Origin of the sequence: Paraburkholderia domus, assembly GCF_905220705.1 — a bacterium.
Taxonomy (GTDB): domain Bacteria; phylum Pseudomonadota; class Gammaproteobacteria; order Burkholderiales; family Burkholderiaceae; genus Paraburkholderia; species Paraburkholderia domus.
In genome coordinates this window covers 148,699-163,259 of record NZ_CAJNAT010000016.1, presented here as the reverse complement: position 1 = coordinate 163,259, position 14,561 = coordinate 148,699, and the positions used below count along the sequence as shown (strand labels likewise).

Genomic DNA, 14,561 nt, shown 5'->3' with positions numbered 1-14,561 from the left:
CCCGCCCACTTCGCTGAAAGCCTTGCCACTGCTGGCTCTCCCGCCTCCCGTGCCCCGGTGTCCGAAGCACGAAAGAGCGAGATTCTAGCGAGCCGGACCGTGCCTTGCAAGTGTTATTTTGATACGCATGATTTGCGCCAGAAATGGTGCGAAGATGGCGCAACAAGCTCACCCAAAGATCAACCGAAAGCCACCTCGTTCAGGCGGTCGCGCGCCTCTGCATCACGCGCTCGACTACGCTCAAATAGTGATCGAGGTCCGGCGTCGCGCGGTTCTCTTCTTTTGCGCAATCGTCCCATTTGCGCAGGCGCAATGCGTCTTCCGCGTAGGGCTTCTGCAGGAACGCCTCCGCTTCTTCCTTACTGAAGATGCCGCCTTGCAATTCCAGGCTCCGCACCGAGTCGGCGGAAAGCTGGCCAAAATACGCATCGTCGATGGCGCATAGGCAGCGCTTGGCGTCGACGTGCAGCCGGATCGGCTCCAGCACCGCGTCCGACAACACCGGCCGCAAGAACGGCAGAGCGAAATACTGATGCAGATCGTCGATACCCCGCTCCGTCGGCGTTTCGCCTTGCAGATTCAACAGATGGCCGAGGTCGTGCAGAAACGCAGCGGCAACAAGCTCATCGTGAGCGCCCGCCTCCTCCGCCAACGCGCCGCTTTGCAACGCATGTTCAAGCTGGGTCACCGGCTCGCCGCTATAGGCAAGATTGCCGTATTGCTCAAATAACGAACGGATGTCGTTCAGACTCAGTGCCACGCTCTTACTCCCACGGTAATGAAAACGTCTTCAGGTTGGTGAAGCTCTTCATTGCTTCCTGAACGCCTTCCTTATAGCCAAGCCCGGAATCCTTGATGCCGCCGAACGGCGTCAACTCGATCCGGTATCCTGGCACTTCCCACACGTTGACCGTCCCCACGCGCAATTCGTTGATGAAGCGCGTGATCGCGTCCTGCCGGTTCGTGCACACACCGGACGACAATCCGAACGGCGTCCCGTTACTAATACGAATCGCGTCGTCGAGCGTGTCGAAGGTGATGATCGGCGACACCGGGCCGAACGTTTCCTCGCGCACCAGTGCCATCGACGGGTCAACGCCATCCAGCACCGTCGGCGAGTACAGCGCGCCGTTGCACTGGTTGCCGATGCGCAAGCGCGCGCCACTCGCGACCGCCTCGTTGACGCGCGCCTCGAATAGTTGGGCCGCGGCGACGTCGATCACGGTGCCCATCTGATTCGACGCGTCGAACGGATCGCCGTAGGTCCATGCGCGCGTCTTTTCCACGACCAGATCGGTGAAGTCCGCTGCAATGCTCTTCTGCACCAGCATCCGCTTGACTGCAGTACACCGCTGCCCGGAGTTCTTATACGAGCCCTGCACGGCCAGCGTCGCCGCGCGTTCGAGATCGGCATCTTCGAGCACGATCAGCGGATCGTTGCCGCCCAGTTCCAGCACGACACGCCGGTAAGCCGCCTTCGCCGCAATGTATTTGCCGATCGCCACGCCGCCCGTGAAGGTGACGAGCTCCGCCAATGGATGCGTAATCAGTTCGTCGGCGATTTCGCGTGGATCGCCGGTCAGCACCTGCAACATCGGCGCCGGCAGGCCCGCTTCGTAGAGCACGTCGGCCAGATAGAGTGCCGACAGCGGCACTTTCTCCGACGGCTTCAGCAAGACACGATTATTGGTCGCAATAGCCGGCGCGATTTTGTGCGCGACCTGGTTCATCGGATGGTTGAACGGCGTAATCGCGACAATCACACCCGCCAGCGGCTCGCGCTGCGAAAACACCCGCCGCTTCTTGCCATGCGGCGTCAAATCGCAGGAGAAGCTCTGGCCGTCGTCGCGCAAGGCTTCGATCGAGGCGAACTTGAATACATCGGCGACGCGCCCGATCTCATAGCGCGAATCCTGTTTCGACAAACCCGACTCGAGCGAAATCAGGTCCGAGGCCTCTTCGGTCCGCTCCCGCAGCAATGCCGCGGCGCGTTCGAGAATCTGCGAGCGCTCGTAGCGCGTGAGCTTCGCCTCATACGCGGCGGCATAGTCGAACGCGGCGCGCACGTCGTCGATGCTCGCCAGCGGGACCGTGCCCACACGCATCCCCGTAAAGGGATCGGACACGTCGAGCGTGCGCGAGCGCGTCGCTCGCTCGCCTTTGAGCCGCAGCGCTTCTGCGCGAAATGCCGGATGATCCAGCAACACGGCGTTCATAATGCAGACACGTGATTCAACGCGACGTCGAAGATATCGAAGTTGCGCAACCGTTTGTCGGTGGGCAATCCTTCGACGCGACGATTGAACAGCAGCGGCACTTCCTGTTCAGAGATGCCGCCGTGCGAGCGCAACGGCACGGTCAGTCCGGACAGATCGTGCTCATCGCGACGCGTGCCGAGCACCACATGCCGGGTACTGACCACGACGATATCGCCGACACGGTCGTTCGGCAGCTCGAAGCGCTCACATGCGGCGCGATTGTCGAGCACGGCTTCCATGCCCTGCAAACCACTGATCCGTTCGATCACCTGCGCGACGCTCACATCGTGCGGCAGGTAAATCGTCGCGAACGAACCGAGCGCGCCGTGATGCACGACATACGGATCGGTAATCGGCAGAATCACGCGCGCTTTTCCGTGCCCAAGCCAATCGTCCAGCACGTCCTGCAGATAGATCACGTTCGGCTCGCCGGTCTGCGGATCGTGCTTGGCGTTCATGCCGTGGTCAGCGGTCAGGCCGATCACCCAGCCCAACGCGTCGAGCTTCGCGAGATAGCCGTCCATCATCGCGTAGAACGCGTTTGCGCCTTCAGTACCCGGGGCCCATTTGTGCTGGATGTAATCGGTGGTCGACAGGTACATCAGATCGAGTTTGCGGGTTTCCGCAAGCCGTACGCCGGCGGCAAACACGAACTCGGACAAACCGGCGCTATACACGTCGGGCACCGGCAAGCCGACCAGATCGAGCACTTCGTCGATGCCGTTTTCTTCGCGCGTCACCTTGTCGGCTTTTTCCGCCGAGAAGCAGATGCCCTTCAATTGCCAGCCGAGCAGCCGGCGCAGCTTGTCTTTCGCGGTGACCACAGCGACCGCGGCACCTGCCTCCGCTGCGGCGGCCAGCAAAGTGCCGGCGCGCAGATAGGCGGGATCGTTCATCATCACTTCCGCGCCTTCGCCGCCGTTCGCGTCCGGGTCCCAGAAGTAGTTGCCGCAAATGCCGTGCACCGAGGGCGGTACACCACACACGATCGAGAGATTATTCGGGTTAGTGAACGACGGAATCACGCAGTCGCCCTTGAAAGCCGCGCCGCTTTTGAGCATCTTGCCGATGAAAGGCGCGACGCCCGCCGCAACCGCGGCTTCCAGGTAATCGTATTCACACCCGTCGACGCACACCACGACAGTCGGTTGCGCGGGCAGCCGGTAGCTGCGGCCATTGACTTCGATTGTACGTTCGCTTGCGTTTGCCATCATTACCTTCCATGCGTTAAGAGCACGTGTGCTCTAGTCAATCTGTTGCAACCAGTTTCAATCGTTCGATGCCGCCGACATCTGCACCGCGCCCAACGTCCCCGCCGGTTCGCACGCCTCACGGGCGCGCTTCAGGCCGCCGTTCACATGCGCGTGCATCAACGCGGCGGCATGTTCGGCGTCGCGCGAGGCCAGCGCCGTCAGAATCGCGCGATGCTCGGCGAGCGAGCGCTCCATCGCGCCGGCATGCACCACCAGCGCGGCACGGCGAAACAGGCTCAACTCGCTCACCAGCCGCCGATAGGTCTCGTACAGTTTGACGTTGCCCGACGCCGCCACTATCGCGTCGTGAAACGCCACATTAGCGCGTGCATAAGCATCGTGATCCTGCGCGTCGAGCGCGCCGCGCATCGCGTCGAGCCACTCGCGCAACACGGCAAGCTTCTTCGCATCAATACTCGAAGCCAGCATCCGGCACGCCGCTTCTTCAAGCACCGCGCGCACGGCGTAAATCTCGTCGGCTTCCGCCAGCGATACCGTTCGCACGAACACACCGCGGTTTTTCTCGGTGCGCACAAGGCCCGCTTGTTCCAGCGCGCGAAACGCCTCGCGCACCGGTCCGCGCGATACCTGCAGACGCGCGGCCCAGTCGGCTTCGTTGAGTTTGTCGCCGGGCGTGAGCGCCCCATCGATGATGTGTCGTTCGATTTCGTCGCGGACCAGCGTCGTCAGCGAATGCCTGCGCACAACCTCAATCGGATCGACAGAAGCAGTTTGCATATATTCGGTCATTTTGACAAATTTCGCCACATCGATATGGGTATGCGCTTGCGCGCCTTCAAGGCACGCAAACACCACCATCAGAAGATACTCGTCAGTCCGCCCGGCGACGCGGGACACGCGCCGCGATCAGCAACAGCGCGGCAAGCGAGACCATCAGCAGAATCAGCGACAACGCGGAGGCTGGCAGGTAGTAACCACGCTCCACCTGCCCAACCACAACGATAGGCACCGTCGCAAAGCCCGGCGGGTACACAGTCAGTGTGGCGCCGAGTTCGCCGAGCGAGAGCGCGAAGCCCAGCGCGAGACTCGCACGGATCGCCGGCACCAGTTGCGGCAGCACGACGCGGCGTAGCACCATCGACGGCGGCGCACCCAGACTGGCTGCCGCTTCGCGCAAAATGGTCAGCTCCGGACGCAACGCGGCGGCCGCACAGCGGTAGCAAAACGGCAGCACGAGTGCGAGCTGCACGAACACGACGATCGCGGCCGAACTCGACAGATCGAACGGACGCTTGTGGTACGCAATCAGCACGGCCAGCCCGAGCACCACGCTCGGCACGCCGTTGGGCATCATCGCGATGGTGTCGACGAACGCGCCGAGACCACGCCGGTCGCGCCCTTCGAGCGCCAACGCCAGCCACAACCCGAGAATCGTGCCGAGCACGGCGACGCCCATGCCGATTTCGAGGCTCGTAGTCAGCGCGTCGAAGTCGCTGGAACCCAGCCGTTCGAACCAGCGCATGCTGAGGCTGTCCGGCAGGATCGTGCCCGACCAGTGCCCGGCCACGCTCGATAGCGCGACCACCAGCACCGGCAAGACGAACAACCAGAAGCACAGTAACGCGGCAAAGCCGAGAAACAGGCCGCCCAACATCCGCACCAGCAGGTTGTGCCGGACCGGCCGCGCCTTCTTGTGCATGACCGGCAAAACGGTCGGGTCGAGTTCAACGGCCATGGCCCGCTCCTTTCACCTTGCGACGGTTGACCTGGCGGTACAACGCGTACAGCGACAAAGACATGATCAGCATCACGACCGCGCCGGCGGCGGCGGTCGGCAGATCGAGGTCGACGGTCGCGGAACTGTAGATCGCGACCGGCAGTGTGATCAGATGCGCGCTGCCGAGCACGAGCAGAATGCCGAACTCGTTCAACGTCAGCAGAAAACACAGGATCGTGCCGGCGGCGATGCCCGGCCACGCGAGCGGCAAAATCACCTTGTACGCGACCATCCAGCCGCTTGCGCCGAGACTGCGGGCGGCCTCGATCAAACGCATATCGAGTGTGGCGAACGAAGCAAGCGTGGGACGCACGACAAACGGCGCGTAGAAGACCACTTCCGCGAGAATCACGCCGCCCACGCCGAACAGGAAATTGAGCGGCGGCGCTTCGAGATGAAACAGCTGCTGCAAGGCGATGCTGACCGAGCCCTGCGAGCCGTACAGAAAGATCAGCGTGAACGCGACCAGGAACGACGGGAACGCGACGAACAGTTCGAGGAAACGCGTGATCATCCGCGCGCCGGGAAACGGCTTGAAGAACAATAGCGACGCCAACGCGACGCCGAGCAAGGAGGCGAGGCCGGCACTGACAAACAGGATCCACAGCGTCGTGCCTACTACGCCGCGCGTTTCCGGGTTGCCGAAGAACGCCGAGTACGCTTGCAGGCTCAAACCGTGCTGGCTGGTCAAACTCAATAGCACCAGCCGCACCAGCGGATAAATGACCAGCGGACCGAGCACGACTACCGCGATGAACAGCAGATGCCATTGCGCGGCGCGTTCCCGGCGCTTCACCGAGGCCGTATGCGAGGCCGCGCTGGCGGCACGGCGAGCCTCGGCGGCAGCGGCGCTGAGCGGATTGGGGGTATCAGGGGTTGATAAGGACGACATCGTCAGCCTCATAACGCAGGGAAACACGCGCGCCCTTCTCCGGCATCATGCCGTTGCCGCGCTGCATGGTGACGAGCACCGGCTCGTTGGGCATCGCGTCGAGAACGACCGACACCGACAGCACCGCGCCGTACCATTCGACTGACGTAATCGCGCCATGCAACTGCCCTTCGCCGAGCGGCACGATACGCAGCGCTTCCGGACGCAGGCACGCGACCCGCTCACGCTCGTTGTAGCGCACATCGCCCATGCTGAATGCAACCTGCGGCGGCAACAGATTGGCCGCACCCAGATAACGCGCGACAAAACCATCGTTCGGCGTGTCGTACAACTGTTGCGGCGTGCCGAGTTGCGCGATGCGGCCTTCACGCATCAGCAGCGTGCGGTCGGAAAGCACTAACGCGTCGTCCTGATCGTGCGTCACGCAGACGATCGTCAGATTCGGCAGGCGCTCATGCAGTGTCTTCAGTTCGGAACGCACCGAAGCACGCAGATTGGCGTCGAGTGCGGAAAGCGGTTCGTCGAGCAACAGCACATCGGGCTCGATCACGAGCGCGCGCGCCAAGGCTACGCGCTGCTGCATGCCGCCCGATAATTGCGCGGGCATCACATGCCCGGCGTCGCCCAGTTGCACGAGTTTCAAAGCATCGGCGACACGTCGCGCGACATCCTTCGCCGGCGTGCGGCGCGCGCGCAACCCGAAAGCCACGTTTTCGAACACCGACAGATGCGGGAACAGCGCGTAACTCTGAAACAGCAAGCCGAGATTGCGCTTATGCGGCGGCACGTGCGTCAGGTCGTGACCGGCAACGGTCAGCGTGCCGGACAGCCCGTCCGCTTCAATGAACCCGGCGATGAAGCGCAACAGCGTGGTCTTGCCGCAACCGCTGCGGCCGAGCACGGTGAGCAATTCGCCGCGCTGAATGGTCAGCGACAGATCGTCGAGCACGGTGCGCGAACCGAAGCGCACGGTCAGATGGTCGATCTGCACGCCGCCCGGCGTGTTCGAACGCGCGGCGTCGAGCGCGTCCGGTGAGGCGCCGAGCGCGCCTGGGTGAGCAAGACTGGCCGTATTCACCGGGTTCATCCTCCAACTAGATTAATGCTGATACGGCGCCTCATGCGAATGCAAGGGACGCCGCCTGACTCAATTGCGAACTGCGGCTTACTTCGGCTTGACCACTTCGATTTGCTTGCCCGACGAACCGATCACGTCGCTCTTCCAACGCGCCGTCCAGTCAGCCTTCTTCGCCATCACATGGTTCCAGTCCACCGGAATCAGCTTCACACCGGCGATCGCCTGCTTGACCGCTTCGCCGTTCTTGCCTGCGAGCGGCACGTCGGTGCGACCCGGGATACCGAAGATGTCCGGTACCTTGGCTTGCACGTCGGTCGACATCAGGTAGTCGATCAGCTTCTTGCCTTCTGCCTGGTTCGGACCGTTCTTGATCAGGCCAATCGCGTACGGCAACTGGAAGGTGGTCGGCTTGTCGCCCGCCTTGGCTGCGAGGAAGATCGGCTTGAGCGACAGTCCGCCGTTCGCTGCATCGTCCAGATCCATTTGCAGGTCGCCGTTGGCGAAGGCGATTTCGTTACGCGAGAGCAGCACGTCGAGGTAGCCCGTGCCCTTGGTGTGGAACTTGGCGCTCTCTTCGAGCTTCTTCAGATAGTCGAACGCCTTGTCTTCACCCATCAGCGACGTGGTCAGGATGATCACAGCCATGCCGTCGCCAGCCGTGGCCGGGTTCGAATAGGCGACCTTGCCGGCGTAGTCCGGGTGCAGCAGGTCAGCGAACGTCTTCGGCTGGTTCTTGGTGACGTCCGGGTTGATCGCGAACGAGAAGTAGTTGTTCACGAAAGTCGCCCACGAACCGTTCGGCGCCTTGGCGATCGCCGGCACGTTCTTGTAGTTGGCGCTCTGGTAAGCCTGCAGCAGGCCGGCCTGATCGGCTTGCTGGATGAACGGCGGCAACGTGACGATCACGTCGGCCTTCGGCTGATCCTTCTCGATCGTGGCACGGTTCACCACTTCGCCGCTACCTGCCGTGACGATGTTGACCTTCACGCCTTCCTTCTTTTCGAAGGCCGGCAGCACATCCTTATAGAGGTTTTCGAGGCCGTCGGCGGTGTACAGCACCACTGCGTCAGCCGCATGGGCCTGCATTGCCGTGCCGCCGAACGCTGCAGCGGCGATCAGCGCCGGCAACAGTTTGCGTGCGAGGCCAGCCGTGGCGTGAAGGGAATTCGTCTTTGTCATGTCGCTCTCTCCGAAAGGCAAAAAACCAGACGGTCGGGATAACCCGATACCTGTTGTGATTGAACGGCGGTAGCGCCGTGCCGCTTGCGTGTTGCCCGCAGCCAGTTGCCGTGCAGATTCGTGCGGATTGCAGATTGCCGACAACTTTGCTGCTTCTTCTCCAGCCTGACTTACAGCTCACCTACGACACTCGCGCTGCCTGCCATGCCTGATCGGGCACAGCAAGGATTACAGGTTTCCATGACAACGCCATGACTATTCTGTCGAATTCCAAAAATTGACACAATTCGCCAATAATATCCAAACCCATCTTTTCGTCACCCCGCCCGGGCGACGAACATTCATCTGATGACGGAGGCTGTGTGATTCTTGGAAACGACCCAATCCTGTTGACCCCAGGGCCGCTCACCACCTCGCCGCAAACCCGCGAGGCGATGCTGCGCGACTGGGGTTCGTGGGACGCCGCGTTCAACCGCATGACCCATAGCGTGTGCGCCGAACTCGTGAAGATCGTACATGGCGAAAGTGACTATGTATGCGTGCCGCTTCAAGGCAGCGGCACCTTTGCCGTCGAAGCGGCGCTCGGCACACTGGTGCCGCGTCAAGGCTGTGTGCTGGTTCCGAACAACGGCGCGTATTGTGCCCGTCTGATCCGAATATTGCAGCGGATGGGGATCGCGTATGTCGAACTGCCGCTGCGCGAGGACGAACCGGTCAGCGCCGCCGCCATTGAAGACGCCTTCAACCGCAACTCGCGCATCAGCCACGTCGCGCAAGTCCATCTGGAAACGAGCGCCGGCCTGCTCAATCCACTCGACGATATCGCCGCGGTATGTCAGCGCCACGGCAAGAGCCTGATCGTCGACGCGATGAGTTCGTTCGGCGCGTTGCCGATCGACTTACGGCGCGGCGGCATCGACGCGCTGATCTCGGCAAGCGGCAAATGCCTGGAAGGCGTGCCAGGGATGGGATTCGTGATTGTGCGGCGCAGCGTGCTGGAGCAGTGCGAAGGACGCTCACCGTCGCTTGCGCTGGATCTGCACGATCAATACGTCTATATGGAGAAGACGACGCAATGGCGCTTCACGCCGCCGACTCATGTGGTCGCGGCTTTGCGTCAAGCGCTCGATCAGTTCATCGCGGAAGGGGGACAAGCGGCGCGCGGCGCGCGCTACACGCAGAACTGTGCGGCGTTGGTAAGCGGCATGACAGCACTCGGTTTCGAGCCGTTTCTTAAGCCTGAAGTGCAGGCGCCGGTGATCGTCACGTTCCACGCGCCGCGTGACCCCGCGTGGCGTTTTGCGGACTTTTATGCTGCCGTGCGCGAGGCCGGCTACGTGCTGTATCCGGGCAAGCTCACGCAGGTGGAAACATTCCGTGTGGGTTGCATCGGCGCGATCGACGCGAACGAACTGCACAACGCGGTAGCGGCGATCGACCGTACGCTGAAACGGCTTGGGATTCGCGTGAAGTGACGCGGACGCCGCGGAGAACCCGTGATGCATGAGGCGCACAAGGCATTCGCTTATGCACTCAGCCCGTCACCCCTCGATGCTCAGGCGATCAGGATTTCCGGCCCATGCGCCGTGATCGCCTTGCCGAGCGCCTTCTCCGGCGCCAGTTCAGTGACCAGATAACGCGCCGATTCGATGCCGTTGATGCGCACCGGCGTCACGCGGCCGAACTTCGAGTGATCGGCGACGATCACCACCATGTCGGCGGCGGCGATCATCCGGCTGCGCACTTCGGCCGCCATGCGGCTGTAGTCGGTCAGATAGCCATCCGGCGAGATGCCGCCCGCGCCGATGAAGGCGAAGTCCGCGTGGTACTGCGTCAACTGATGGACCGTGTCGAGGCCAAAGGTGGCGTCTTCAATATCCGACAGTTCGCCGCCAAGCAGCGTCACGCGGTTATCGTTGCGGCGGCCGAGCAGCAGCGCGATACGCCAATCGTTCGTATAGACCGACAGACGATGCCGGTCGAGCAGCGCCCGGGCCACCGCTTGCGTGGTGCTGCCCGAGTCGATGATCAGCGAGGCGCCGTCCGGTACGAACTCGGCCGCGCGTTCGCCGATCGCCCGCTTGGCGCCGGCGTTGGCGGCTTCGCGTGTATCGAGGTCCGGCTCGCGCCGGTCGCTGGAGAGCGCGCCGCCGTGGGTGGTGACCAGCAGGCCGCGCCCGGCCAGCGCATTCAGATCACGGCGGATCGTCTCGCGCGACACATTCAATTCGCGCACCAGTTCAGCGACCGAGAGCGCGCCGGTTTTGGCGACTTGCGCCAGGATGTATTGGTGACGTTGTTCTGCGAGCATCTGTTGAGGGCCGGAAGCCGGCGCGCCTAGGTTTCGCCACGGTTGAAAGGCCGGCGTATTGTATTACGCGCGGCGCGGGGATGCTCCTCTTGCCGCCCTTACCTGCTAACCTGAACGCCCTGGCTGCGCGCCCGGCACCTGTCGATGCCGCGTAGTCCATCAACCGAACTGCCGATGCCGCCACTGTTTCGCCGTTTACTGCTGCTGTCCCACGCATTGCGTTATGGCGCGCGCTTGCTCTGGCGGGCCGCCCCGCCCGACCACAAACTGCATTGGATGATCGACCTGGTCAGCCGCGTGCATGCGTCCGGGCGCAGCGAGAGCCTGCACGGCGTGCTGCCCGCGCTCGGGCCGCTCGCGAGCCGCTTCGCGCAGACACTGGCTGAACGGCCCGAACTTGCGACCGGCACCCTGCACGATGCCATCGACGCGATCGATCATCTCGAAGCCCCGCTGCCACCGCAGGAATCCGAACAGGCCTTGGCACGCGCGTTCGGCCGGCCGCTCGCCACGATTTTCAGCGCGGTCGATCTGGTGCCGGTACGCGGCGGCTTTGCCGAACAGACGCACTTCGCGCGGCTCCTCGTACCGGTCAACGGCCATAGCGAAGTGGCCATCAAGCTGGTGCGCGCCGATCAACTGCAACAGATCGGCGACGAACTCGCGCTTCTACGCTGGGTCGCGCGCTGGCTGGAGAAGCTTTCCGGCTCTGCCCGCCGCCTGCAAGTGCGTACGCTGGCGCAGACCTTCACCGACGATATCCTGCGCCGCTTCGATCTGCGCGCCGAAGCCGCCAATCTGAGCCAGACCGGCCATCATTTCGACGGCGATGCGCGCATCGTCGTGCCGGATGTGATCTGGGACCTCTGCACCGACCACACGCTGACGATGCAACGCGTCAGCACCCTGCCGGCAAGCGACCCGCCCGGCCTGCACGCGCATCACATCAAGCTCGCGCCGCTGGCCGCGCATATCGTCGAGGTGGTGACTGAGCAGGCGTTCGAGCACGGCTTCTTTCACGCGACGCTCGATGCGCGCCGGGTGCGCGTGAGCATCGAACCGGACACGCTGGGACGCCTCGTGCTGGCGGAGTTTTCGATCATGTCGAGCCTGTCCACCGGCGAGCGTGAATTCTTCGTGCACGGCGCAACCGCACTCTTCAACCAGGACTACGGCCGGCTCGCTGAACTCCATCGCGACGCTGGGCATGTGCCGCACGACACGCGCCCGGAGATGCTCGAAGCCGAGTTGCGCATACGCGCCGAAGCGCACTTCGCGGCCGAGCCGGAAGACCGGTCGGCGGGTTCGCTGTTTCATCATCTGCTGCACGCGGTCCATCCGTTCGACGGCGCCGTGCCCGGCCGGCTCGCCACCGCGCAGCGCTCGTTCCAGCAGGCGGAAATGCTGGCGCGCGCGCTGCATCCGGGCGTCGATACGTGGAATGTCGCACGGGGCGTGCTGGCGGGAATTGCGCGGCGCGACATGGATCACCGCGGCTGGATCAAACACATCGCGCGCGAATTACCGCACCTGGCGCATATGCTGCCGCGCGTGCCGCAACTGGCCGTGCGCTACCTGCAGCATGAGCACGATCGCGCCCGCACGCCGCAACAGAATGCACAGCTGATGCTGGATATCGGCCGCGAGTATCGGCGTACTCGTATCCTGCTGTGGGCATGCGCGGTGTGCGGCGGGGTGCTCGGCGCGGGGACGGTGTTGTTGATGTGGTGATGATTGCAGCTTCGAACAAGACGCGCCGCGCGTGTCCCGGCAACATGGCCGCTTTCGACGCTACCCGTTCCAGATGCTCGCTTTTTCAATCGCCGCCGTATTTGTCGTGTTGTGGTCGACCGGTTTCGTGGTCGCCCGGGCGATCACACCCTATGCCGATCCCAATCTGTTCCTGCTCGCGCGCTTTGGCGGCACCGCGCTGATATTCGCGCTTGCCGCGCTCGCCGCACGTGCCGCGTGGCCAACCGGGCGCGATCTCGGCAAGCATCTGCTTGCGGGCGCGCTGCTGCAAGGTGTCTATCTCGGCGCGGGCTACTGGGCCGTCGCACAGGGCTTGAGCGCCGGTGTGATGGCCTTGCTCGGCGCGCTGCAGCCGCTCGCAACGGCTGCCGTCGCGGCGCCTCTGTTTGGCGAGCGCCTGTCGCGGCGCGGCTGGACCGGGATGGCACTCGGCCTTGCCGGCGTCGTGCTGGTTCTCGAACCGAAACTCGCCGCGGCTGCACCGTCCACCCAACATGGCAACGCGCCGCCCTGGCTGGTCGTCTTCATCTCGATCGTCGCGATCGGCGCGATCACCGCCGGCACGCTGTTTCAGAAGACGTCGCTGGCAAGGGCCGATATCCGTAGCGCAAGTGCGGTGCAGAATTTCGGCGCTGCGGTCGTTGCGGCGACTCTTGCGATGGCACTCGGCGAGCATCGCTGGATTGCATCGGTCACTTTATGGGGGTCGCTTGCGTGGGGCATCGTGATGCTGTCCGGGGTCAGCGTCACCTTGCTGGTGTGGATGGTCAGGCGCGGCGACGCTGCGCGCGCAACCGCGCTAATGTTTCTCGCGCCGCCGCTCGCCGCGCTCGAAGGGTATGTCGGCTTCGGCGAAACGCTACTGCCGGTGCAGATCGCCGGATTTGCCGTGGCGCTGGTGGGTGTGCTGCTGGCGCGGTCGTGAGGGGTTGTTGGGCCCGTCCGTCAACTCGCGGATCAATCCGCCGTATCGGCGCCGGCCGGCACTTTTGCGCGCACTTTGCTGCCCGGGGCCGGTGCCCAGGCTGGGCGGCTCTTGCGTTCCGAATCCACCACGACGATGTAGCGCCCCGCCCATGGCGTCACCTGACGATCGCTTTTCAACACCCACAGCGATTTGCCTGACTCGACGAGCGCTGCATATTCGGCGTCGAGAATGCCGTAATGGTCGATAAATGCATTGAGCGACGCGGGAATCCGCACGCAGCCCTTCGAATGGCGAATACCGAGCAGCGGCTCGAGCCGGTCCGGATCGGTGGCGTGCATCTGGAAACGCATCTGTGACATGCCGCCCTTGCCCCAACCCCTTTCGCCCTCGGCCCAGCCAAGGTCGAAGATCCGCATGTCGCGCTTGCCGTAGCCGCGGATGTGATTCTCGTTCAGCGTGCCTTCGGAGCGGAAATCCATGTTGGACGGCGTATGTTCGAACACGCCGAGCGGTGTGATGAAGTGATCGTACTCACCGGGCCGGCCCGTTGAAACCGGCGACGCACCGATCATCTGCCAGCTATCGGCCGGGGTTGCCCGGAAATAGATGAACAGCGCCTGAACGTTGGCGTTGCGATCCACCATCACGACATACTCGCCCGACAGATTGCCGAGCATATGCTCGCCCAGCGCCGTTTGCAGGCGGTTGGCATAGGCGCGCTGCTCCGCAGCCGGCACTTTCAGCCGACGCGTCACGTCTTGCGCGAACATGTCCCGCAACAGGAACGCGCGACGCGGGTCGACCACGCCGACCGCGTCGGCCGCGGCAACGGCCGACGCGTCGATGGCGCGCGCCGGGTGGTTCGCCGCTGCGGATGCCGATGCCCGGGTGGACGCGGTGCCTGAAGCCGAAGCCGCGCCCGATGCCGCAATAGCGACGCCACACGACACCGCACAAAAGACGGCCCCCAACGCGCGCGTCAGATAGCGTACTGAACGAACTGCGCGCGCGGAACACGGCGCAGAGAGTAAATCCGACATAGACACTACTTCGCTTCGACGATCTACGGACGCAGAAGTACTGCGGTCCGGTGCAGGCGGGCCAGGCCGATTGGGGTAGTTCATCGCGTATTTGAGCAAACCTGATTATTATTGACTGCTCGCCGGCTCATG

13 protein-coding genes are annotated in these 14,561 nt (G+C 63.4%); 3 read left to right on the top strand and 10 right to left on the bottom strand.

Features of this window, described 5'->3' with window-relative positions:
- Positions 1-199: 199 nt before the first annotated feature.
- The 8 genes from KHO31_RS24725 to phnS all read right to left on the bottom strand — a co-directional run bounded on the left by KHO31_RS24725 (position 200) and on the right by phnS (position 8,398).
- Positions 200-760: a phosphonate degradation HD-domain oxygenase gene (locus KHO31_RS24725; RefSeq protein ID WP_201083368.1), complete on the bottom strand. Its 561-nt coding sequence runs from the start codon at positions 758-760 to the stop codon at positions 200-202.
- Between the two features lie 4 nt (positions 761-764).
- Entirely contained in the window at positions 765-2,216 is a 1,452-nt protein-coding gene (gene phnY, locus KHO31_RS24720) for a phosphonoacetaldehyde dehydrogenase (RefSeq protein ID WP_201083375.1), read from the bottom strand.
- The gene (gene phnA / locus KHO31_RS24715) at positions 2,213-3,469 is read right to left on the bottom strand and encodes a phosphonoacetate hydrolase (protein ID WP_211624327.1); all 1,257 of its coding nucleotides are present in this window, start codon (positions 3,467-3,469) and stop codon (positions 2,213-2,215) included. Before phnA ends, phnY begins: the two co-directional genes overlap by 4 nt.
- Positions 3,470-3,526: 57 nt before the next feature.
- Positions 3,527-4,261 carry a phosphonate utilization associated transcriptional regulator gene (locus KHO31_RS24710; protein WP_211624335.1) on the bottom strand — a complete coding sequence of 245 codons (735 nt, stop codon included), beginning with the start codon at positions 4,259-4,261 and terminating at the stop codon, positions 3,527-3,529.
- 82 nt (positions 4,262-4,343) lie between these two features.
- A complete protein-coding gene (phnV, locus tag KHO31_RS24705; protein WP_201083378.1) occupies positions 4,344-5,207 on the bottom strand; it encodes a 2-aminoethylphosphonate ABC transport system, membrane component PhnV in 864 nt (287 codons plus the stop codon).
- A complete protein-coding gene (locus tag KHO31_RS24700) occupies positions 5,197-6,141 on the bottom strand; it encodes a 2-aminoethylphosphonate ABC transporter permease subunit (protein ID WP_211624326.1) in 945 nt (314 codons plus the stop codon). The genes phnV and KHO31_RS24700 overlap by 11 nt, the downstream gene beginning before the upstream one ends.
- Complete coding sequence (gene phnT / locus KHO31_RS24695) at positions 6,119-7,219, bottom strand: 2-aminoethylphosphonate ABC transport system ATP-binding subunit PhnT (protein ID WP_201083382.1); 1,101 nt, start codon at positions 7,217-7,219, stop codon at positions 6,119-6,121. Before phnT ends, KHO31_RS24700 begins: the two co-directional genes overlap by 23 nt.
- An 87-nt stretch (positions 7,220-7,306) precedes the next feature.
- Complete coding sequence (gene phnS / locus KHO31_RS24690; RefSeq protein ID WP_201086104.1) at positions 7,307-8,398, bottom strand: 2-aminoethylphosphonate ABC transporter substrate-binding protein; 1,092 nt, start codon at positions 8,396-8,398, stop codon at positions 7,307-7,309.
- A 362-nt stretch (positions 8,399-8,760) separates the two neighbouring features.
- On the opposite strand from phnS, the gene KHO31_RS24685 reads away from it, so the two are divergent.
- A complete protein-coding gene (locus KHO31_RS24685) occupies positions 8,761-9,873 on the top strand; it encodes a 2-aminoethylphosphonate--pyruvate transaminase (protein ID WP_407945962.1) in 1,113 nt (370 codons plus the stop codon).
- A gap of 80 nt (positions 9,874-9,953) precedes the next feature.
- Here the strand turns inward: KHO31_RS24685 and KHO31_RS24680 are convergent, their stop codons facing one another.
- Positions 9,954-10,709 carry a DeoR/GlpR family DNA-binding transcription regulator gene (locus tag KHO31_RS24680; RefSeq protein WP_115777751.1) on the bottom strand — a complete coding sequence of 252 codons (756 nt, stop codon included), beginning with the start codon at positions 10,707-10,709 and terminating at the stop codon, positions 9,954-9,956.
- A 174-nt stretch (positions 10,710-10,883) separates the two neighbouring features.
- On the opposite strand from KHO31_RS24680, the gene KHO31_RS24675 reads away from it, so the two are divergent.
- Together KHO31_RS24675 and KHO31_RS24670 are read left to right on the top strand one after the other, a co-directional pair.
- Complete coding sequence (locus KHO31_RS24675; protein ID WP_201083386.1) at positions 10,884-12,440, top strand: ABC1 kinase family protein; 1,557 nt, start codon at positions 10,884-10,886, stop codon at positions 12,438-12,440.
- Positions 12,441-12,513: 73 nt separating this feature from the next.
- Complete coding sequence (locus KHO31_RS24670; RefSeq protein WP_201083488.1) at positions 12,514-13,386, top strand: DMT family transporter; 873 nt, start codon at positions 12,514-12,516, stop codon at positions 13,384-13,386.
- A 32-nt stretch (positions 13,387-13,418) separates the two neighbouring features.
- Here the strand turns inward: KHO31_RS24670 and KHO31_RS24665 are convergent, their stop codons facing one another.
- Positions 13,419-14,429, bottom strand: coding sequence for a L,D-transpeptidase (locus KHO31_RS24665; protein WP_236071429.1), 1,011 nt, complete (start codon positions 14,427-14,429; stop codon positions 13,419-13,421).
- Positions 14,430-14,561: the final 132 nt, after the last annotated feature.